Genomic DNA, 21,805 nt, shown 5'->3' on the forward strand with positions numbered 1-21,805 from the left:
TTCGACGAATTTCTCTGGTTTAAAGCTGCGCGCTGGGCCGTGTGCTGACCTTTTCGAACCAAGTCAGCGTTGCCGAATTTTCCTGCGGTATTCGCGTCTTGATCACTCGGGCAAAGTCAACAAAGACAAATGTTGAGATGTCAGCCAGCGTAAACTCAGACCCGGCGATATAGGGACTTTCCGCCAATCGCCTTTCCAACAGATCGAAAAAATATCCAACCCGCGCGGCACCTCGTTGCGCCAGTTTAGGAATTTGAGCGTGATTCACCGGACCAGGAATCGCCCTGTCGGCAAAGGCGGGATGCGTGTTGCGCAAAGTTTCGGCAATGGGCGCGCCGCCTTGCTGTTCAACGATACTGTTCCACATCAAAACCAGCCCTTTTTCATCCGGGGTGCGCCCCATCAAAGGCGGCTCGGGAAATCGGGCCTCGAGATAGGCCGCGATGCCAAGGTTCTCGGTCAGTGCCGTGCCCTCATCCGTGATCAGCACAGGAAGGGTCGCGTTCGGGTTGATCGCTTTGAACGCATCGCTCAGCTGTTCGCCTTTGCCGATCGAGACCTCGCGGGTTTCGACCTCCAGCCCTTTTTCTGCGATGAACATTCGAGCCCGGCGTGGGTTCGGGGCGGTCTTGCAATCGTAGAACAGCATGGGATGCTCCTGTGTCTCAGCGGCGATAGACGAAGCACCGGCCCTGAACCGCACCGGGCGGCAAAGGCAATTCAGTCAGTTCGTCGAAATACATCCGATCACTGGAGACCATCAAACCACCTTCTGCGAGCAGAGGTTGGATCAACGGTGAAACAAATCTTGCAAAGGCGTCGTTCTTTTCTCGGTTATGCCCGCCAAGGTCCGCGTGGATCAGGCTTGCAGTGGCACCGAAACGCGTCAGCGCGGCGGGCAGCGTTTCGCGCACATCGCCCAGAATCACCCGATCCTCGGGGGGCGTTGAATCTGGGTGGGACGCCACCGCGCGTTCAAACACGTACACGGGGCGGTCTTTCACATATTGCGCCATGTGATGATAGGTCCGCCCATTGCCCAAACCCAATTCAAAGACCGGCCCCGCCATGCCACGCGATTCGGCAATGGCAAAATCCAGACAGGCGCGTTGCGACACCATGCGGTCAATGAACAGATCGAGTCGGCTTTGATCGTCGGGCACGGGGAAATCTCTCCTTGATATCAGTCGATTTGCCAGATGGGGTCGACATGGCCCGTGATCGCAAATCCTCAAGACTTTGTGTAGACAAATTGGTGTCAGTTTCACGTTTCCGCGACATTTCACCCCAAGAACGGGTTTGACTACCCCGCCCCAACCGCGCGAGACTGCGTCAAAAAACACGGGGAGTTGATCAAGCCGATGCCGACCTACGGCCCAACGGGTGGAATACCCGCATGACAGCTTTGTTGTCTGTCCGCGATTTGAGCATCGGTTTTGGTGCGGGCAACCCCGTTGTTAAAGGCGTCAATTTTGACGTCGAGGCGGGGCAGACACTTGCGCTGGTCGGCGAATCCGGTTCTGGCAAGACTATCTCGTGCAGGGCGGCGTTGCGGATTTTGCCACGCACCGCGCAAATTCGCAGCGGGACAATCATTCTGAATGATTCCAAAGGCACAGAGGATCTGACCAAGATTAGCGAAAAGCAGATGCGCGGCATTCGCGGCAACCGCGTTTCGATGATCTTTCAAGAACCGATGCGATCCCTGTCGCCGCTGCACAAGATCGGCAATCAGGTCAGCGAGGTTCTCTGGCTGCACCGTGGCGCCTCCGAGGCGCAGGCCCGCAAAGAAGTTTTGACTCAGTTCGAGCGCGTTGGCTTTCCCGATCCCCAACGTGCATATGATTCTTACCCGTTTGAATTGTCGGGTGGCATGCGCCAACGCGCCATGATTGCGATGGCGATGGTGTCCAAGCCGGAATTGTTGATCGCGGACGAGCCGACAACCGCGCTTGACGTGACGACACAGGCGCAGGTTCTGGGCCTGATCAAGGAATTGCAACGCGAAACCGGCATGGCACTGATCCTTGTCACCCATGATCTGGGCGTGGTCGCCAATATGGCAGAACAGGTCGTCGTCATGCACAAGGGCCGTGTGATGGAATCCGGGGCCGCCGCCCCGATCCTGACCTCACCCGCGCATCCTTACACGCAGCAATTGTTCAACGCCGCACCCGAGATACCGGACGAAGACTCAGTTGGGATACCGATGCCCGACGAGGATCTGATCCTACAGATCAAGAACGTCTCAAAAACTTACACCTTGCGATCCAGCAAGGGTTGGAAGGGTGAACAACTGATCCATGCCTGCCGTGGCGTTGACATGAAGCTCGCACGCGGCAAGACGCTGGCCGTGGTCGGCGAAAGCGGCTCGGGCAAGACCACGGCTGCGCGTATCGCGTTGGGCGCCGAACTTCCAGATCCCGGCGGCGAGGTTCTGTTCCGCACCTCGCCAACCGAAGACCCTATTACCGTCCACCACATGACCCGCGCCCAGCGCACTGCGTTTCAGCGAAAGGCGCAAATGGTGTTTCAAGACCCCTACAGCTCGCTCAGCCCGCGCATGCGCATTCAGGATGCGATGACCGAGCCGTTGGAGATTCACAAGATCGGCACCGCATCTGAACAGCGTGACAAAGCCGCCGAGATGCTGCTGCGGGTTGGGCTGAACGCCGACATGCTGAAACGCTACCCTCATGCCTTTTCTGGTGGTCAGCGACAGCGTCTGTCCATTGCCCGCGCCATGATGCTGGACCCGCAGCTGATCGTGTGCGACGAACCTACATCGGCTTTGGATGTCTCGGTTCAGGAACAAATCCTGACCCTGCTGGAAGATTTGCAGGACAGTCTGAACCTGTCCTACTTCTTTATCTCTCACGACCTTGCCGTTGTGGCGCGCATTGCCGACGAGGTTGCCGTGATGCGCCGCGGGCTGGTCGTTGAACAGGCCCCGCCCGAGACCCTTTTCTACAATCCCCGCCACCCGTACACCAAGGCGCTGATTGCCGCCCAGCCAGAACCTGACATCAACCGCCCAATCGACCTGAAATTGGTTGCTTTGGGCGCAGGTTCGCCGGACAGTTGGGATGACGCCTTCCGATTTACTGACTCCGTGATACCTTCGCTGGTAGAGATGGAACCCGGCCATAAGGTACGATGCCATGTTTAAGACCACTCGCCCCCTGCTTCTGGCTGCCACGCTGACGGCTGCGTGGATGCTGCCCGCCTCGGCGGAAACACCCACCCCAAAGGAAAGCGGATTTTGGGAAAGTGAGGTGAGCGCGGGCAATCTGCCACCTGTTCAGGATCGCCTTCCCGATGAACCGCTGGTTGTCGATCTGGCGGCGAAGGGGCGTGAATTTGGAACGCCAGGCGGCACTTTGCGCACTATGGTCACCCGGTCCAAGGACATCCGCCAGATGGTTGTCTATGGCTATGCCCGGCTGGTGGGTTTCAACGAGAATTACGAACTTGTACCCGACCTGCTCGAGTCCTACGAAAGCGAAGACAACCGCAAGTTTACCCTGAACCTGCGCGAGGGGCATAAATGGTCAGACGGATCGCCGTTTACATCCGAGGATTTCAGGTACTGGTGGGAAGATGTCGCAAATAACGAGCTGCTCAGCCCGTCCGGCCCGCCCGATTTTCTGATCGTCGAAGGCAAAACGCCAACGGTGAGCTACCCCGACGAAACAACCGTAGTTTTCGAATGGGAGGACCCGAACCCGGATTTCCTGCAATCACTGGCACAGGCGCGCCCGCCCTTCATTTACCGACCGGCCGCATTTCTGAAGCCGTATCACGAGAAATATGCAGATCCCGAAGAGATGGCCGCGTTGGTTGAAGACAACCGCGTCAAAAGCTGGGCGGCACTGCACAACAAGCTGGATAACCTTTATAAATTCGACAACCACGAACTACCCACACTTCAGCCATGGCTGAATGCCAGCTCGGGCAAGAAAATCCGGCACAACTTTGTGCGCAACCCCTATTACCACCGCATCGACAGCAACGGTGTGCAGTTGCCCTATATCGACGTGGTCGAGATGGAGATTGTCGCCCCCGGTCTGGTCGCAGCAAAAACCAATGCCGGTGAAACCGACCTGCAAGGGCGTGGTCTGGCGTTCCGCGATGCGTCAATCCTGAAGAAGGGTGAAGAGGTCGGGAACTACAAGACACGGCTGTGGAAAACCGGTGTCGCGTCGCAGATCGCAATCTATCCGAACCTGAACTTTGCTGATGACGGTTGGCGCGACGTTCTGCGCGATGTCCGCGTGCGCCGTGCCCTGTCGCTTGCCATCGACCGCAAGACGATCAATCAGGCGCTGTATTTCAAATTGGCCCAACCCGGCGCGATGTCGGTTCTGCCCGCGTCGCCGTTCTATGATGAGGAAAACGCTCAGGCATGGGCGCAATACGACATCGAAATGGCCAATGCCCTACTGGATGAGGCCGGATTGACCGAGCGGGACAAGAACGGCATCCGCATGCTGCCCGATGGCCGCCCGATGGAACTGATCATCGAAACTGCCGGTGAACGGCAGGAGGTCGAGAACGCGCTGCAGATCGTCACCGACACCTGGCGCGAGATTGGCGTCGCTCTGGTCATGCGACCGCTGGACAGGGACATCTTGCGCAACCGCGTTTTTGCTGGAAACACAATGGCTTCAGTCTGGTTTGGCTGGGATGACGGTATTCCGCAGGCCCACACCTCGCCCGCCTATCTGGCGCCGACCGATCAGGTCTTTTTGGCTTGGCCCAAATGGGGTCAATTTTATCAAACCGGCGGCGACGCAGGCGAAGCCCCCGACATGCCCGAGGCAGAACGCCTGATGCAGTTGGCCCATGATTGGGAGGTCGCCACCAACGACGACGATCGCAAGGCAATCTGGACCGAGATGTTGAACATTCATGCCGAACAGCTATTTGCCATCGGCATTCTGAACGGCGCACCGCAGCCTGTGGTGGTGTCGAACCGCCTGCGCAACGTGCCCGAACAGGCCATGTGGGCATGGGAGCCCGGCGCCCATTTCGGCATTCACCGGCCGGACGAATTCTTCTTCGCCGACTGATCAGGAGCAGCTAAATGGTCATGCTGCGCTATGCGGTGTATCGCTTTTTCACGATGCTGCTGACTCTGTTGGTGGTGTCGGTGCTGATCTTCGTGATCATCAACCTTCCGCCTGGAGATTACCTGAGCAATCAGATCGCCGAGTTGCAGGCTTCCGGCCAGTCTGCCGGCGTGGCCAAGGCGGAATTTCTGCGTGCGGAATATGCGCTGGACCGGCCCGTCTGGGAACAATATCTGATCTGGATGGGATTCTGGCCCGGCCCGCACGGGTTCGAGGGGCTTCTGCAGGGCAACTATGGTTGGTCCTTCGAATTCGACCGCCCCGTGGCCGAGATTGTAGGCGATACCCTGTGGTTGACCGTAGTGGTCAACCTGGCCGCCATCCTGTTCGTCTACGCCGTCGCGCTGCCGCTTGGTGTCCTTGCTGCTGCCAAGTCCCGGACGTGGATCGACTACACGTCGGCTTTTGTGGGGTATCTGGGTCTGGCCACGCCGAACTTTCTGCTTGCGCTGATCCTGTTCTATTACGGCCACCGTTACTTCAACCTACCCATCGGCGGCTTGATGGACCCATCCTTTGAAGGCCAGCCGATGAGCTGGGACAAGTTGAAGTCCATTCTTGTCCACCTGATCGTCCCGACCTTTGTGATCGGCACCTCGGGGGCTTCGGCCATGATGCAACGCTTGCGTGCCAACATGCTGGACGAGTTGGGGAAACCCTATGTGGAAACCGCAATCGCCAAAGGGATGGCCCCGTCGCGGATGCTGGCGAAATACCCGCTGCGCGTGGCGTTCAACCCCTTCGTGGCGGATATCGGCAACCTGCTACCCTCGATGGTGTCCGGCTCGGTTTTGGTCTCGGTTGTTCTTGGCCTGCAAACCATCGGCCCGACCCTTCTGACGGCACTGAAAACGCAGGATCAGTTCCTGTCCGCCTTTATTCTGATGTTCGTGGCCCTGCTGACCCTCATCGGCACCATGATATCTGACATTCTGCTGGTCATGCTTGACCCGCGCATCCGGTACGAGGGGCGTGAAGCATGACCCAACATTCCGATGGTCGCTATGTCGACGACGCCCCCTATGACCCGGACGCCGCCCTGCAACAGCTCGAGCGTGCCGATCTGGACGCGCCAAACTGGGTGCTGGTTTGGCGCAAGTTCAAAACTCACAAGCTGGGCTTGATCTCGGGCATTTTCCTGCTGCTGTGTTATCTGATGCTGCCTTTCGCAGGGTTCATCGCGCCTTATGGTCCGAATGAACGCAACGGAGAGCATCTTTATGCGCCGCCGCAAAGCGTCAACTGGTTCTATGAGGGCAAATTCATCGGCCCCCATGTCTTTCCCATCGTTGCCGAGGCCGATCTGGAAACCTTCCAATGGAAATTCGTACCCGACCTCGAAGATCCGCGCCCGATCAAGTTTTTCTGTGAAGGGTCGGAATACAAACTGGCTGGCCTAATCAAATCCGACACTCACCTGTTCTGCGCGCCCGAAGGGGCGACGCTGTTCCTGTGGGGGTCGGACCGTCTGGGCCGGGATGTGTTCAGTCGCATTCTCTACGGCGCGCAGCTGTCGCTGACCGTAGGTTTAATCGGCATCTCGGTGTCTTTCACCCTTGGAATTATCTTCGGTTCGATGGCCGGCTATTTCGGCGGCAAGATCGACTGGGTGATCAACCGGGTCATTGAAATCCTGCGCTCTTTGCCTGAACTACCCCTGTGGTTGGCCCTGTCCGCCGCGGTGCCTTCGAATTGGAGCCCGGTGGCGGTGTTTTTCATCATCTCGATCATCCTCGGCATCCTCGATTGGCCCGGTCTGGCCCGATCCGTGCGCGCCAAATTCCTGTCGCTGCGCGAAGAGGAATACGTGCGCGCCGCCGAGATGATGGGCGCAAGCTCGGGCCGCGTGATCCGCAAACACCTGCTGCCCAACTTCATGTCCCACCTGATCGCATCGGCCACCTTGTCGATCCCGGCGATGATCCTTGGAGAAACGGCGCTCAGCTTCCTTGGCCTTGGGCTGCGCGCTCCTGCGGTCAGCTGGGGGGTGATGCTGAATGACGCGCAGAACCTGGCCTCGATCGAGATCTATCCGTGGACGGCAATTCCAATGCTGCCAATCATTGTCGTTGTACTGGCGTTCAACTTCCTGGGCGACGGATTGCGCGACAGTCTGGACCCGTACCAGCAATGAGCCTGATTTCCGCCCTCCCCGCCGCAGACAGCTACAAGTCGACCGGGAAGGGCGCATGGTCCAGCGCGTTTGCTGTATCCGAACTGGCAACCGCCAGTTTCGCTGCCGTTGGTCAAGAGTTGGCGCGCCTGATCACAGCAATGAACCTTGCCCCCACAACGCCTGAGATATCGGTCAATCATCGTTTGGCTTCGCTGTGGTACGGGTCTTCGTTCAAACCAGACGGGTGGGAGATGCCCAGCCTCTGGGACCCAATCGCCGGGGATTATCAGGCGTCGGATGGCTGGATCAGGCTGCACACCAATCTGCCCTCCCACCGGGCAGCGGCGCTGAAGGTGCTGAAGGCGCAAGCCAACCGGGACGCAGTTGCACAGGCTGTGAAAGACTGGTCCATCGCCGATTTAGAAACCTCGGTTGTGGCCGAGGGCGGCGCGGCCGCCGCGATGCGCGGTCGGACCGAATGGCTGGAACACCCGCAAGGGCGGGCGGTGTCGCGCGATCCGCTGATCGGATGGCACAGCCCGCGGCATATCACGCCGCGCGACCGTCCCGAGGCAACGGCTCGACGTCCGCTGGCAGGCTTGCGCGTTCTGGACCTGACGCGTGTTCTAGCCGGACCGGTCTCGACCCGTACGCTTGCGGGGTTCGGTGCCGAAGTTCTGCGCATCGACCCGCCCGGATGGGATGAGCCGGGTGTCATTCCGGGTATTTCACTGGGCAAACACTGCGCCTATCTAGATCTGAAATCGCCAGCCGGTCTGAAGAAGCTGGAAGACCTGCTGGCGCAAGCAGATGTCTTCATTCATGGCTACCGCCCGGGTGCGCTGGATGCGCTTGGACTGACCAAGATAAAACGTGATGAACTGGCTCCCAACCGAATTGAGGTCACTCTGAACGCTTATGGCTGGCAGGGGCCGTGGTCCAACAGACGTGGTTTTGACAGCCTCGTACAGATGAGCGCTGGCATCGCAGACGCGGGTCGCGCTTGGGCCAAGGCCGAAAAACCCACCCCTCTGCCGGTTCAGGCGCTGGATCACGCGACAGGCTATCTGATGGCTGCGACGGTCCTGTCAGCAATGGCCGAAGCCGCGTCTGCAAACTCCATCATGCTGGCGCAGCTGTCCCTGGCCCGCACAGCGGAACTACTGGCTGCGTTGGCAAAATCCGAGCAGGACGAAGAGATCACAACCCCCACAACTTCCGATTACGCACAAGAGATTGAAGCTTCCGGCTGGGGCCCCGGCCATCGCCTGAAACCGGCTTTGTCCGTTGGCCAGGCCCATATGTCATGGCCTCTGCCAGCCGCGAAGCTGGGCACATCCCAACCTATCTGGCCTTCGCTGACCACCTGAGCCAACCGCCGCGCGGTACGCGCGGCCCGGCCCAACACTTTGGGGGGCGTCTCGTCAGAGACGCATCCCAAGGGGGCGGGAGCCTTCCCTAGCGATCATCCCCGCCGGGGCCGATATCGTCCAGATAATCCTCATCAATCGCCGCCTGCACCGCGCCGGTCACGGCTTCACGCTGCTTCGGCGTCAGATCCTCGGGTTCTTTGCCTTCGGCCAGCCGCACGGTGACTTCGCGATGAGCAAACTTGATCCCTTCGCGTGCGAATAGCTCGCGGATATCTTGATAGACTCTCTTGCGCACCAGCCACTGGTCACCGGGTTTGGTCATGAACTTGACCCGGATGATCATCGCGGAATCCTGCATCTCAATCACGCCCTGCGATTTCAACGGCTGGATAAAGTTGTCGCCGATCACGGGGTCGCTCAGCAATTGCTGACCCAGCTTCTTGATCAGCTTGCGCACCTTTTCAACATCGGTGTCATAGGTCACACGCAACGGCAATTTCATGATCACCCAATCGCGGGAATAGTTGGTCAGCACCTTGATCTCACCAAAGGGAATAGTGTTCAGCGCGCCCAGATGGTGACGCAACTGGAATGAACGAACCGAGATTTTTTCAACCGTCCCCTTCACATCCCCGATGTCGATGTATTCTCCTTTACGAAAGGCATCATCCATCAGGAAGAACGCCCCCGAAAAGATATCGCGCACCAGCGTTTGCGAGCCGAACCCAACAGCCAGACCTACCACCCCGGCACCGGCAAACAGCGGGCTGACATTAATCCCCAACTCCATCAACACGATCAAAACGATGGTAACGACGACAACGGCCAGGATCGCCCCACGGAACAGGGGCAGCAGGGTCGCCAGACGGCTTTGCCCGCCTTCGCCGCCTTCATCGCCCAACTCGGCCTCTTCGCCGCCATCATCGGTTTCTTCAGCAATTTTCGAGTCGATCCAGATGCGGAAGAAGTGGAAGAGAATATAGCCGATGAACAGGATGACCATCACATCCAGCGCACGCTCGACCGGCAAGTCCTCGCTCCAGCTGGCTTCGGGGTTCCAGATCACCACCAACGCATAAAGCCCGACCACAAAGGCCAAAATCCCTGCCACGCGACGGGCCAAATCCTCATATGTCAGGATCGAATGTTGGCGCAGTTCCGCCTCGGGTGTCTCGACGGCTTCATCATCCTCTTCCGTGGCCGCCGCATTCATGTCTTCCATTTGGCGGTTACGGTCAAAGTAACGCTCCAGCAGGTAATTCATTGCTCCGTAGGCCACGACCACAGACATGAAAATCAAATAGCTGCTGGCCACGATCGGCAGAGAATTCTCATTCTCAAGCACCAGATCCACCGCCAGCTTGAACCAGCTGAATACGATATAGACAACCAGCACAGGCGCCCACGCGAATGAGATGAACCGCAAAATCCACGACACTTGGTCCGGTGCGCGCCCGCCGCGAATGGCATTCGAAATGGCGCGCGCATTGAACATGATCATCAACAAATTACCCAGCGCGCCCAACATGGTCAGGCCACCATAGACCAAGGCATAGACATTGTAGTTCAACCCAAAATCCGCCACCCAAGTGGCGAACAACACAACCGAGATGTCGTAGGTCGCCAGCGCCGACGCCCAGAAATACAGCCGCTTTGCGTCTCGATCTGAGAAGGGCGGCAAACGGTATTGGCTCAGATAAGGGGACAGAACCATCCGCCACAGGTCGGATATCGTGCGCGACAGGAAAAACGCCGTAAAGATCGCAGTGACCGTAAACTGAATCGAGATATCTTCGGCTTCACCAAAGAACAGGTACCCCACGATCAGCGCCATCAGCATCGCAAAGATCGTGCCCCCGATCCCCATGAAAAACCGGAACACCAAAAACGGCATTTTCTCCCGATAGCCCTGCGGGTTTTCCTTGGACCGTGCCACAACCAGCTTTTTGGCCATGCGCTTGCCGTAAATCTCGGTGGACAGCCAGCGCCCCAGCAGCAGAAACAGAATGTTCCACGCCAGAACCTCGACATAGGTCTGAATGCGGCCATCCGGGCTGGTCTGCCGCAGGACGTACTGAACTTCGAAAATAGAATAGGGCAAAGCCTCTAGGCGCGATTCCATGGACTCGCGGAACTTTGAGAACCTTTCCTGCGCTTTCATCAGTTGCGATCCGTCGCCCATCGGCCCATGCGCGTCCTCGGCCGAGGCATCAGCACCTGGCTGACCGCCCGAAGACACAACCTGCCCCGCGCTGTCGATGACAATTATGCTGGCGCCGGCCTCGGTTGCCGCCTTGATCGCGGCAGCCAGATCACCATCGGTCCCAGTTTCGGCCTCAGACTCTGAGGTATATCCGGGGATCAAAGGGACTTGCGCCGATGCCTCTGTGACGAAGGCCGCAGCAAACGCCCACAGGATCAGAGCCATTCCAGCAATTAGTCTGAGTTTCATCAATTTTTCTGTCCAAGTCGTATGTTGCATCGCAGGTTACAGAAGCGCCTGAGCGTATTCAAATATTCAGCGTTTCACGGCTCAAGTTCGTGTCATTTCGTGTTTCGGCTGCAATGCAGGCGACAAGAGTGTTTGCAACCTTGGAAAAACTGAATATGACCGACCCAGTAGTATGAGTGGAATGGCAAGATCAACGCAGGGTGTAACGGGGAAAAACGCCCCAATACCATCTGTACTTTGGCTGTTGCCATTTCGCCATGTTTGACGAATTTGCACAATCTCGGCACCCCCTTTGGCAAGCGGCGTCAAAGAATATACGGTAACGGAGTTTAACGCGCGGATTTGCACCCAGGGACACGACAGGCGAAGGCATGAGCCTAGGAATACAAAACAACATCACCGGCCGTGCGCCGCGCATACTGTTCTACAGCCACGATACATTTGGATTGGGGCATCTGCGCCGGTCGCGCGCCCTTGCCGCAGCTATCACGCAAGCCAACCCGCAAGCGTCAGCCCTGATCCTGACCGGGTCACCCGTGGCAGGTCGGTTCACCTTTCCGCGCCGGGTCGACCACGTGCGCCTGCCAGGTGTGACCAAACGTGCCGATGGCTCGTATGCAGCGCGCACCATTGGCATGGGGATCGAAGAGGTAACCGAACTGCGCGCAGGTCTGATCCAGACTGCCGTCCAGCAATTCGACCCCGATATGCTGATCGTCGACAAGGAACCCACCGGTTTTCGTGGGGAGTTGCTGCCGACACTGGAACATCTGTTGCATTCGCAACGCACCAAGCTGGTTCTTGGCCTGCGCGACGTGCTGGACGAACCCGAAGTTCTGGCCGCCGAGTGGGAGCGGAAAGAGGCCCTTGCCGCGACCGAGCGCTTCTATCACGAAATCTGGGTTTACGGTCTGCGCTCGATCTATGATCCGACCAAAGGGCTGCCGCTTAGCCACGCGGCGCAATCGCGCACGCATTGGACCGGTTACCTGCGGCGGGATCTTGGCCCTGTAGGCGAGCCACCTGAACAACCCTACATCCTGATCACGCCAGGTGGCGGTGGCGACGGTAAGGCGATGGTGAACCAGGTTCTCTCCGCTTACGAAAAAGACCCTACCCTGTCGCCGCGTGCAGTGCTGGTTTACGGCCCCTTTCTTTCCGGTGAGTTGCGTGAAGAATTCGAGACCCGCGTTGCCGCGTTGAATGGCCGGGTGACCGCCGTGGGGTTCGAATCCCAGATCGAAACGCTTTTTGCGGGGGCCGCCGGGGTGGTCTGTATGGGCGGTTACAATACTTTCTGCGAAGTTCTGTCCTTTGACAAACGTGCCGTCATCGTGCCTCGCACGACGCCACGACTAGAACAGTGGATTCGCGCCTCGCGCGCAGAAGGGCTGGGCCTTGTGCGGATGCTGGACGAAAACCGCGACGGGCTGACAGCGGATGCGATGATCGAGGCGATCCGCGACCTGCCGCACCAACCCCTGCCATCGCAGACCATTCAGGACGGGCTGCTGGACGGGTTGGATTATGTCATCGACCGCGTTGACGCGTTGCTAGGCCAGGAACAGGAACGGGCCATCGGATGACCACAGCCCAGCCGAAACTGGCGGTGCTGGTCAAAGGGTGGCCGCGCCTGTCCGAGACGTTCATTGCCCAGGAACTTGTCGCCCTGCAAGAGGCCGGGCACAGCTTTGACATCTGGTCTTTGCGCCATCCGACCGACGTAAAACGGCACCCGCTGCACGACCGTTTTCAGGGTCAGGTGCATTACCTGCCAGAATACCTTTACGAAGAACCACAGCGTGTCTGGGCTGCGCGACAGACTGCGCAAGCCCTGCCGGGCTATGCCGAGGCCTACCGGGTCTGGCGCGCCGATCTGCGCCGTGATCCGACCCACAACCGCATACGGCGTTTTGGTCAGGCCTGCGTTCTGGCCGCCGAATTACCCGACGCGACACAAGTGATGTATGCGCATTTCATGCACACCCCATCCTCGGTCGCGCGCTACGCCGCCATCATGCGTGGCCTGCCGTGGAGTTTTTCTGCCCACGCCAAGGACATCTGGACATCACCCGAGTGGGAAAAGATCGAAAAACTGCGCGCCGACACTCATGGAGCGGCTTTTGGTGCGACCTGCACGGCAATTGGGGCCGACCATCTACGCAGTTTGGCCGACGATCCCGCGCGGGTTCACCTGATCTATCACGGGCTGGATCTGAACCGTTTTCCATCTCCGCCAAACCGTATGCCACGCGCGCCGGACGGGCCGTTTCACATGCTCTCGGTCGGTCGTCTGGTCGAGAAAAAGGGCTTTGACCGGCTGATCGACGCGTTTGCCATGCTGCCAGAAACGCTGGACTGGCACTGGACGCACATTGGCGGCGGAACACTTGGCAATGCCTTGCGTGATCGAGCCGACGCCGCTGGCCTGTCGCAACGGATAACGTGGCAAGGCGCTTGTGATCAACCCGAAGTGATCGAAGCAATGCGCAGCGCAGACCTGTTTGTGCTTCCCAGCCGGATCGCCAGTGACGGAGACCGCGACGGGCTACCCAATGTTTTGATGGAGGCCGCATCACAGCTTTTGCCGATCCTGTCGACGCCGGTATCGGCCATCCCCGAGTTTATTGAAACCGGCACCCACGGCGTCTTGTCCGACGATGATCCGGCCGCATTGGCCAGCGCCATCATCGATCTGGCCGCCGATCCGCAGCAAACTGCTTTGATGGCAAGTGCCGCCTATGATCGTTTGATCGCCGATTTCCGCATGGACCCCGGCATTGCCCGCCTGTCCAAACGACTGCGCGCATTGGGTTCGGACATAGGCTGATGGCACGAGTGGCCTTTTACTCTCCGATGAAAGCGCCGGACAGCCCGGTGCCGTCGGGGGATCGCGAAATGGCCCGCAACCTGATGCACGCGATCGCCGCGCGAGAGGATACGGTCGAACTGGCCTCGCGGCTGCGTACCTACGACAAAGCCGGGGACGCGCAGGTGCAGGCCGCATTGCGCGCCGAAGCTGACGCCGAGGTGCAACGTCTGCTCGCCGATCTTCCCGCGGACACCGCGCTTTGGGTGACCTATCACAACTATTACAAGGCCCCCGATCTGCTGGGCCCGCGTGTCTGCAAGGCGCGCAACATTCCCTACGTTCAGTTGGAAAGCACCCGCGCAACCAGCCGCCTGACAGGTCCCTGGGCCGGGTTTGCAAAAGCTGCACATGACGCCTGTGATGCGGCGCAGGTGATCTTCTACCACACCACCAACGACCTGATCACGCTGCAGCGGGAACGGTACGGGGATCAAAGCCTTGTGGAACTGCCCCCGTTCCTGCCTCGGTCGGATTTGCCGCCCGCCTCGGGCTGTGAGGGGCCGATGCTGACCGTGGGCATGATGCGGCACGGTGACAAGCTGGCTTCTTACACTCTTCTAGTGCAGGCTCTGGCCTTATTGGACGGCGACTGGTCCTTGGATATTGCGGGTGATGGCCCAGCACGTCCCGAAGTCGAGGTGCTGATGGCGCCGTTCGGATCAAAGGTCCGGTTTCTGGGGCAATGTGACCGCGATGCATTGCAGAAGCTGTACGGTGCGGCCTCGGTACTGTTGTGGCCGGGAGTGAACGAGGCCTATGGCATGATCTATCTTGAGGCGCAGGCCAGCGGTGTGCCTGTTGTAGCGCAGGACCGGCCCGGCGTGCGGGATGTGCTGTCCCCGTCGGACTATCCTTCGGTCGACGCTGGCCCCGAAGGATTGGCCGCACGGCTGCGCACCTTGCTGGATGACCTTTCTTTGCGCCTGTCACTGGGGGCCAAAGCCCGCGCGCGCGTGGCCGAACGTCACCTGATGCCTGCAGCAACCGACCGGTTCTGGCAGGCAACACGACCCTTGATGGAGGTTCGATCATGACCCGGCTAGCACTGCTTCGGCACGGTCACACCCATTGGAACCGCGCGGGCCGCATTCAGGGACGCAGTGATATACCGCTGGACGAAGATGCGCAGGCAGAGCTATCCGCTATGCAACTGCCCGCGCCATGGAAGGACGCGGACCTCTGGTCCAGCCCCCTGCTGCGGGCCAGCGAAACCGCCCGTCTGGTCGCGGGACGCGAGCCGCAGACTTCGGACGCGCTGACCGAGATGAACTGGGGTGATTGGGAAGGGTTACACGGGGTCGACCTGATTGCCGACCCAGACAGCGGATACCGCCATATCGAAGACTGGAGCTGGGATTTTCGTCCGCCAAACGGTGAAAGCCCAGCTGAGGTCTGGTCGCGTCTGCAGCCCTGGCTGGACGCTTTGTCAGACGACACGGTTGCCGTCTGCCACATCGGTATTATACGGGTCATTCTGGCGCGGGCCTGGGGATGGGATTTCAATGGCCCCGCCCCCTTTAAAATCAAACGCAACCGCATGTATATCGTCGATATGTCGACACTACGTCCCCAGCCCGAACCCGTCCGCCTGATCAGACCAGAGGCATCACAATGAAGGTGATGATCGTTGTCACGCACTTGTTGGGCACTGGGCATCTGAGCCGGGCGCTGACTTTGGGCCGGGCTTTCGTACGGGCCGGGCACGAGACCTTTGTTGTCTCGGGTGGAATGCCGGCAACACAGCTAGACAGCGCGGGCATGACCCTGTTGGGGCTTCCACCGCTGCGTTCGGACGGCACGGATTTCACCCGGCTTTTGACCCAAAGCGATGAAGTGGCCGATGCCGCCTATCTGACGTCGCGCGAAACCGCATTGGTCGCAGCCGTGCAGAATTTCGCACCTGATGTGCTGATCACCGAGCTTTTTCCTTTTGGTCGCCGGTCACTTGCGGCAGAGTTCAATGCCGCATTGGAGGCCGCCTGGAACTTACCGCGACGGCCGGTCGTTCTGGGCTCGATCCGCGATATTCTGGCCCCGCCATCGAAGGCATCAAAGGCGGAACGCACGGAAGAGATCGTGTGCCGGTATTACGACGGTATCCTCGTCCATTCAGATCAAAGCGTTGTTCCGCTGGAGGTGAGCTGGCCGGTGACCGACCGATTGCGCTCGCGGTTGTTCTATACCGGTTTTGTTGCGCCCGAGGCGCCTGTGCCGCATCCTGACGCGGTGGGCAAAGGCGAAATACTGGTCAGCGCCGGTGGCGGATCTGTGGGCCAGCCGATCTTTCGCGCGGCCATCGAGGCCGCCCAAAAGATACCCAACAGGCGCTGGCGCCTGTTGGTGGGCGGGCAGGACGCAAGGGCACGTATTGATCAACTGTCACAACTCGTGGGCGATGCCCAAGTGACGCTGGAACCGGTGCGCCCGGACTTCCGACAAATGCTGCCCCATGCGGCAGCCTCGGTCAGTATGTGCGGCTACAACACGGCGCTGGATATTTTGCAATCGGGAACGCCTGCGGTTTTTATCCCGTTCGACGACGGCAAAGAGGTTGAGCAGGGTTTGCGTGGTCAGAGCCTCTCGGACCTGTCGGCCATCGATGTGTTGCCTAGCAAATCCCTTAATGGGGATTCATTAGCGCGGGCCGTTGCGTCGGTCATGTCAGATGGCCCACGCCCGGTTTCAGCGCAGGGCTTTGACGGGGCCGCAAGATCGGTCGAGATTGCCGTGAACTTGCGGGAGCAAACAAGATGATGGACTGGCGCCCTTTGGAGGCGGAGTTGGACATCTGGCAGGCGCAGGGCTTGTCGCTGCCGCTGTGGTGGCGGGATGATGACGCCATATCAAGGACACCGCAGCTTGAAAGGCTGTCAAAGCTGTCGCGGTCGCTTGACCTGCCCGTTCAACTGGCGATCATTCCTCGAGATGCCGATGCCGGGCTGGGCGATTACGTCACGCAGCAGCCGTGGCTGATTCCTGTAGTGCATGGATGGGCGCATCAAAACCACGCACCGCCTGACGAGAAGAAATCCGAATTCCGGTTGCACCGCCCGCTTGAGGCCATAATCGTCGACGCGCAATCCGGGCTGGAGCGCCTGCGTACTTTGTTCGGAGACAGGCTGTGTCCGATGTTTGTACCGCCCTGGAACCGCATCGCGCCCGAGGTGGTGCAGGAATTACCTGATCTTGGGTATCGCATCGTCTCGACAGCGACACCGCGCAAGACGCGGGAACCTGTCCCAAGGCTGGAGCAGATCAACACCCATCTGGACCCGATTGACTGGCGCGGAACGCGCGGGTTGGTGGCGGCGGACAAGTTGATCATTCAGACAGCAGACCTTTTACGCGACCGGCGTGAGGGACGCGCCGACATTACCGAACCTTTTGGTGTCTTGACCCACCATCTGGTCCATGATCAGGAGATCTGGACCTTTATCCAAGAGCTGCTGAGCCGACTTCTGGACGGCCCCGGTTTTGCCTGGGCAGGCCCCACAATACCAACCGGAGAACCCGAATGAGCCGACTGGATTCCATGCTACGCCGCCTGACCGCGCAACGCGACGGGTTGAATTGGGCGGTCGCCCAGATCAGCGACATGGACGGCGATGTTTTGGACATGGGGCTGGGCAACGGTCGCACCTATGACCATTTGCGGGAAATTCTGCCGGACCGGCGGATATGGGTCATGGACCGGGTGCTGCAATGCCATCCGTCCAGCACCCCTCCGGCCGAGGACTTTCTGCAGGGCGAAGCGGAGCCCATGCTTGAAAAGCTTGGTATCGACGGGCCAAAGATCGCGCTGGCCCATTATGATTTTGGACGTGGCATCAAAGAAGACGATGTTGCCGAAGCAGCGCGTCTTAGCCCGCTAATTGCGCGGGTAATGCGGCCCGGCGGGTTGCTGATATCGGGGCAACCTCTAACCGGGTTCGAAGAGATCAAAGGTCCGGGTACCATCGCGCCGGACCGGTATCTGTTCTACCGCGCCTGATCAAGCCACGCGCCGTCCACGAGACCACACCCCGTTCAGCGCCGGGGCGCCATGGTGAAGACAGAATCGGATGATATCTGCGCGCGCGCCGCTGCGCAGTTCTCCGCGGTCGTCCAAACCAACAACCTGTGCTGGCGTCCGCGTCACCGTTCGCAGGCCACTGGCCATATTGCCCCATATCTCCCCCAGACGTGTAGCCGACAACAGCAACGCGGCGGGAACATAATCTGAGGAGAGAATGTCGAGATGGCCCAGATCGGCGAGTTCCTGAGCGGCCACATTGCCGGAATGCGACCCGCCCCGGATCAGATTAGGCGCCCCCATCATCACCTTTATCCCGTGTTCGCTGCAGGCGCGTGCGGCCTCGACGGTGGTGGGAAATTCGGCCAGCCGGATGCCGTGTCCTGCCGAGACTCGCACCTGTTCCGGTGTGGTGTCATCATGGCTGGCCAGCATGGCCCCAAACCGCTTGGCGGCCTTGACGGTTTCGACCTCGTGCTTGTCTCCGTTGCGCTTTCGCATTGCCTTGAGGTCCGCGACATGGCGCTGAAACCCTTCGCCCTCCAACCCCAGCTTTCCTTTCAGGTAAATCTCAAGTTTCGACATATCTTGAAACTGACGTTGGCCAGGTGTGTGATCCATCAACGAAACCAGCCCAACCCTATCTTCGGGGCCGAACTCGTTTAACTCCTCGACCAGGGTCTCTGAACACACCTCGGCCCGAAGATGCAGAAAATGGCTGATCTTCAACACGTCTTGTTCCCGTAGTTGCCACAGTTCACGAGACAGTTCGCGGGCGTATCGTCGGTAACGCTGGCCGCTGGGGATTGACCCGACGCGTATCGCATCGAAGACAGTGGTGATCCCGGTGCTGGCCAGCTCGGCATCATGGGCCAAGATGGCCGCCGCATGCGGCCAGTCGACCTTGGGGCGCGGTTGGATATGGCGTTCCAGATTGTCGGTGTGCAGCTCGACCAGACCGGGGCTGACATAGTCACCTTCGCAATCAATCGCGCCCGGGGGAACCGTGCGGCCGGTGGCGATCTCGGCAATCGATTCACCTACGATACGGACGCTGCCGGCGATCGTCTCATCGGCAAGAACAAGCGTGGCATTGGCAAGGATCATTTCTTCTGTCATCTGAACTTCACACGGTCTGAACAAGTGGAAAGGCTGCGCACAGGAGGCCAACGTGACATTCACGCGATACGCGATCTATTTTATGCCCCCGGCGCGGGCGGAATGGACGAAATTCGCCACCAGCTGGCTGGGCTGGGATATGGAGGTCGGAACGCCCATTGCCCACCTGGTGATAAACGGTGTGGACGTTGCAGCCGTGACCGAGGTGCCGCGCAAATACGGGCTGCATGCGACGATGAAGCCCCCGTTTCGCCTGCGGTATGGGCAGTCGGTTGAAGCGTTGCACGACGCCTGCGCGCGGCTTGCGGCCACGCAGGCCCCGGTCGCCCTGGGCGGGCTGCAGATCGCCCGATTGGGTCGGTTTCTGGCTTTGCGTCCGATGGGGGATGAGGTCGCTCTGAACGCGCTGGCTGCCGCCTGTGTGCGTGATCTGGACAGCTTTCGTGCCCCGCCATCGGAGGCCGAACTGCACCGCCGCCGCGCCCATGGCCTGAACGCCCGGCAAGAGGCTAACCTGGTGCAATGGGGTTATCCGCATGTGATGGAGTCTTTCCGCTTTCACATCACCCTCAGCGGTAAATTGGACAAACCCACGTTGTCGACAGTTGAGCGCGCGCTGCAATCGCACCTTGTTCCCCTGCTGCCCGCGCCCTTTCAAATCAATGATCTGGCTTTGGTGGGCGAGGCAAGGGATGGGCGGTTTCACCTGATCCATCGCTACGTCCTTTCCGGCTGAAGCTGGTCGAGAATGGCTTCAACCGTAGCCTCCAGCGGCCCGGAGTTGTCAATCTCGATCACCCGTTTCAGCCCCTCGGGCAAAGGCACTTTGGCACACGCCAACCTTCGTGTCTGCTCAGGTGCGCTCTCACGTCCGCGCATCAACAGGCGTTGCGCCAATACTTCAGGGTCAGCGGTCAGAGAGATCACGATCAGATCGCCAAACACCTCTTGGGCCTGCAACAAGACGGATCGGGACAGGTTCACCAATACGGCATCTGCCCTTTGCCGCTGTTGTTCAATGGTGCGGGGCACGCCGTAGAACAATCCATGCGCGGACCAGTGTAGCGCAAAGGCATCCCGCGCAACCATCTGATGAAACTCTTCAACAGACACTCGGTCGAAATCCTCACCCTCTTCGCCCTCGGGTCGCGTGATCACGCGGCGCGTCAAACAAATACCGATCGCACGTGCCACCAACGCCTGCATCACGCTGTCCTTGCCGACGCCTGACGGGCCCACGACGGCTATGACAGTGGCAAGGCTCATGCGGCCATTCCAGGTGCAAAGTCGGACAGGTCGAACTGGCGATCACAGACGCGCTTGCGTGCGTCGACATCGTGGAAAATGCCGACAATTGCCGCGCCGCGTGCCTTGGCCTGGGTGATCAGCGCCAGAACCGTCTCGCGGTTCTTTGCATCCAGTGAGGCCGTGGGCTCATCCAGCAACAACGCCGGATAGTCATGCACAAAGCCTCGCGCGATATTCACCCGCTGCTGTTCACCGCCGGAAAATGTCGTAGGGCTTAGGGTCCACAAGCGTTCGGGAATGTTCAGCCGCACCAGCAGATTAGCTGCTTTGTCCAGAGCCACTTGCCGGTCAAATCCGATGGCCAACAGTGGTTCGGCCACAACCTCAAGCGTTGGCACTCGTGGGACGACACGCAGGAATTGGCTGACGTATCCCAGCGTTTCGCGGCGCAGGTTCAAAATCTCACGCGGTTCAGCCTGAGCTACGTCGAGCCCACCAACCAGAACCTGACCGGATGCCGCGAGATAGTTGCCATAGATCACCCGCATCAAAGTCGACTTGCCCACCCCCGACACCCCGGTCAAAGCAACACACTCGCCAGGCATGACTTTCAGCGAAGCGCCTTCCATCACCGGGATCACGGCACCGTTCTGATTGTGCAGGGTAAAGCTTTTGCTGACACCTTTAAGTTCGATCATCGCCTTCCCTTTCACACTTGTAGTACGCTTGAAACCAAGAGCTGCGTATAAGCGTGCTGCGGATCGTCCAATACCTGATCGGTCAACCCGGCCTCAACCACGTGGCCGTCCTTCATCACCATCAACCGATCCGCCAGCAGCCGCACCACGGCCAGATCATGGGTGACGATTATGGCGCTCAGCCCCATCTCGCGCACCAGCCCCCGCAGCAAGTCCAGCAAGCGCGCCTGAACCGAGACATCCAGCCCACCGGTCGGTTCATCCATGAACACCAGCCGAGGCCCCGTCACCAGGTTGCGCGCGATCTGCAAGCGCTGCTGCATCCCACCGGAAAACGCGGTGGGGCGGTCATCAATTCGGTCTGTGTCAATCTCGACTCGCCCCAACCAATCCATGGCATCGCCTCGGATCGACCCATAGTGACGCTCACCCACGGCCATCAGCCGTTCGCCTATGTTCCCCCCCGCGCTGACCGACATGCGCAAGCCGTCGCGGGCATGCTGATGGACAAAGGCCCAATCCGTTCGCCCCAGCATCCGGCGTTCGGGTTCCGACATGGTCACTGTGTCCATCGGACCATCCGTGCGCGTGTCAAAGATCACCTGCCCCGTGTCCGGCTCCAGATAACCTGCCAGACAGTTCAGCAATGTTGTCTTGCCTGAGCCGCTTTCGCCAACAATGCCCATCACCTCGCTGGGATAGAGATCGAAACTGACTCCCGTACAGCCGATTCGTGCACCATATGTCTTGGTGATGTCCTGAACGCTAAGCAGGGGTGTCATA

General features: G+C 59.4%; 20 protein-coding genes. 13 read left to right on the forward strand and 7 right to left on the reverse strand.

The features are described 5' to 3' along the window. Positions 1-19 precede the first annotated feature (19 nt). Positions 20-649: a glutathione S-transferase family protein gene (locus ACR0LY_RS19410; protein WP_170351796.1), complete on the reverse strand. Its 630-nt coding sequence runs from the start codon at positions 647-649 to the stop codon at positions 20-22. Between the two features lie 16 nt (positions 650-665). After that, positions 666-1,121, reverse strand: a complete 456-nt coding sequence (locus ACR0LY_RS19415) for a class I SAM-dependent methyltransferase (protein WP_254428615.1) — start codon at positions 1,119-1,121, stop codon at positions 666-668. Positions 1,122-1,396: 275 nt separating this feature from the next. On the opposite strand from ACR0LY_RS19415, the gene ACR0LY_RS19420 reads away from it, so the two are divergent. Genes ACR0LY_RS19420 through ACR0LY_RS19440 form a run of 5 tightly spaced genes read left to right on the forward strand, consistent with a single transcriptional unit; the run spans position 1,397 to position 8,618 of the window. Continuing rightward, complete coding sequence (locus ACR0LY_RS19420) at positions 1,397-3,169, forward strand: ABC transporter ATP-binding protein (protein ID WP_170351798.1); 1,773 nt, start codon at positions 1,397-1,399, stop codon at positions 3,167-3,169. Next, positions 3,162-5,072, forward strand: coding sequence for an ABC transporter substrate-binding protein (locus tag ACR0LY_RS19425; protein WP_170351799.1), 1,911 nt, complete (start codon positions 3,162-3,164; stop codon positions 5,070-5,072). The genes ACR0LY_RS19420 and ACR0LY_RS19425 overlap by 8 nt, the downstream gene beginning before the upstream one ends. Positions 5,073-5,086: 14 nt before the next feature. Next, on the forward strand, positions 5,087-6,115 hold the full coding sequence (locus ACR0LY_RS19430; RefSeq protein WP_170351800.1) for an ABC transporter permease: 1,029 nt from the start codon (positions 5,087-5,089) through the stop codon (positions 6,113-6,115). Continuing rightward, a complete protein-coding gene (locus ACR0LY_RS19435; protein WP_170351801.1) occupies positions 6,112-7,266 on the forward strand; it encodes an ABC transporter permease in 1,155 nt (384 codons plus the stop codon). Before ACR0LY_RS19430 ends, ACR0LY_RS19435 begins: the two co-directional genes overlap by 4 nt. After that, complete coding sequence (locus ACR0LY_RS19440; protein WP_170351802.1) at positions 7,263-8,618, forward strand: CoA transferase; 1,356 nt, start codon at positions 7,263-7,265, stop codon at positions 8,616-8,618. The genes ACR0LY_RS19435 and ACR0LY_RS19440 overlap by 4 nt, the downstream gene beginning before the upstream one ends. An 88-nt stretch (positions 8,619-8,706) precedes the next feature. Here ACR0LY_RS19440 and ACR0LY_RS19445 read toward each other — a convergent pair whose 3' ends face one another. After that, positions 8,707-11,073 carry a mechanosensitive ion channel family protein gene (locus ACR0LY_RS19445; RefSeq protein WP_170351803.1) on the reverse strand — a complete coding sequence of 789 codons (2,367 nt, stop codon included), beginning with the start codon at positions 11,071-11,073 and terminating at the stop codon, positions 8,707-8,709. Positions 11,074-11,444: 371 nt separating this feature from the next. Here ACR0LY_RS19445 and ACR0LY_RS19450 point away from each other — a divergent pair, with 371 nt between their 5' ends. The 7 genes from ACR0LY_RS19450 to ACR0LY_RS19480 are packed head-to-tail and all read left to right on the forward strand — an operon-like array spanning position 11,445 to position 17,936. Next, positions 11,445-12,659, forward strand: coding sequence for a glycosyltransferase family protein (locus ACR0LY_RS19450; RefSeq protein WP_170351804.1), 1,215 nt, complete (start codon positions 11,445-11,447; stop codon positions 12,657-12,659). Then, positions 12,656-13,903, forward strand: coding sequence for a glycosyltransferase family 4 protein (locus ACR0LY_RS19455; protein WP_170351805.1), 1,248 nt, complete (start codon positions 12,656-12,658; stop codon positions 13,901-13,903). Before ACR0LY_RS19450 ends, ACR0LY_RS19455 begins: the two co-directional genes overlap by 4 nt. After that, positions 13,903-14,979 (forward strand): glycosyltransferase family 4 protein, encoded by a 1,077-nt coding sequence (locus ACR0LY_RS19460; protein ID WP_170351806.1) that lies wholly within the window; start codon positions 13,903-13,905, stop codon positions 14,977-14,979. The genes ACR0LY_RS19455 and ACR0LY_RS19460 overlap by 1 nt, the downstream gene beginning before the upstream one ends. Beyond that, entirely contained in the window at positions 14,976-15,560 is a 585-nt protein-coding gene (locus ACR0LY_RS19465) for a histidine phosphatase family protein (RefSeq protein ID WP_170351807.1), read from the forward strand. Before ACR0LY_RS19460 ends, ACR0LY_RS19465 begins: the two co-directional genes overlap by 4 nt. After that, a complete protein-coding gene (locus ACR0LY_RS19470; protein ID WP_170351808.1) occupies positions 15,557-16,699 on the forward strand; it encodes a glycosyltransferase family protein in 1,143 nt (380 codons plus the stop codon). Before ACR0LY_RS19465 ends, ACR0LY_RS19470 begins: the two co-directional genes overlap by 4 nt. After that, positions 16,696-17,463: a polysaccharide deacetylase family protein gene (locus ACR0LY_RS19475; protein ID WP_170351809.1), complete on the forward strand. Its 768-nt coding sequence runs from the start codon at positions 16,696-16,698 to the stop codon at positions 17,461-17,463. The genes ACR0LY_RS19470 and ACR0LY_RS19475 overlap by 4 nt, the downstream gene beginning before the upstream one ends. Beyond that, positions 17,460-17,936 (forward strand): class I SAM-dependent methyltransferase, encoded by a 477-nt coding sequence (locus ACR0LY_RS19480; protein WP_170351810.1) that lies wholly within the window; start codon positions 17,460-17,462, stop codon positions 17,934-17,936. Before ACR0LY_RS19475 ends, ACR0LY_RS19480 begins: the two co-directional genes overlap by 4 nt. On the opposite strand, the gene ACR0LY_RS19485 is transcribed toward ACR0LY_RS19480, so the two are convergent. Next, positions 17,937-19,076, reverse strand: coding sequence for an alpha-D-ribose 1-methylphosphonate 5-triphosphate diphosphatase (locus tag ACR0LY_RS19485; protein WP_170351811.1), 1,140 nt, complete (start codon positions 19,074-19,076; stop codon positions 17,937-17,939). A 52-nt stretch (positions 19,077-19,128) separates the two neighbouring features. Here ACR0LY_RS19485 and ACR0LY_RS19490 point away from each other — a divergent pair, with 52 nt between their 5' ends. Continuing rightward, a complete protein-coding gene (locus ACR0LY_RS19490; RefSeq protein ID WP_170351812.1) occupies positions 19,129-19,812 on the forward strand; it encodes a DUF1045 domain-containing protein in 684 nt (227 codons plus the stop codon). Here the strand turns inward: ACR0LY_RS19490 and phnN are convergent. From phnN to phnK, 3 genes are read right to left on the reverse strand one after another with little or no spacing between them, the layout of a single operon-like run. Then, on the reverse strand, positions 19,794-20,342 hold the full coding sequence (phnN, locus tag ACR0LY_RS19495; RefSeq protein WP_170351813.1) for a phosphonate metabolism protein/1,5-bisphosphokinase (PRPP-forming) PhnN: 549 nt from the start codon (positions 20,340-20,342) through the stop codon (positions 19,794-19,796). The genes ACR0LY_RS19490 and phnN overlap by 19 nt on opposite strands. Continuing rightward, positions 20,339-21,022 (reverse strand): phosphonate C-P lyase system protein PhnL, encoded by a 684-nt coding sequence (gene phnL / locus ACR0LY_RS19500; protein WP_170351814.1) that lies wholly within the window; start codon positions 21,020-21,022, stop codon positions 20,339-20,341. The genes phnN and phnL overlap by 4 nt, the downstream gene beginning before the upstream one ends. An 11-nt stretch (positions 21,023-21,033) precedes the next feature. Then, the gene (gene phnK / locus ACR0LY_RS19505) at positions 21,034-21,804 is read right to left on the reverse strand and encodes a phosphonate C-P lyase system protein PhnK (protein WP_170351815.1); all 771 of its coding nucleotides are present in this window, start codon (positions 21,802-21,804) and stop codon (positions 21,034-21,036) included. Position 21,805 lies beyond the last annotated feature (1 nt).

It is taken from the genome of Ruegeria sp. BC5 (genome assembly GCF_056539205.1).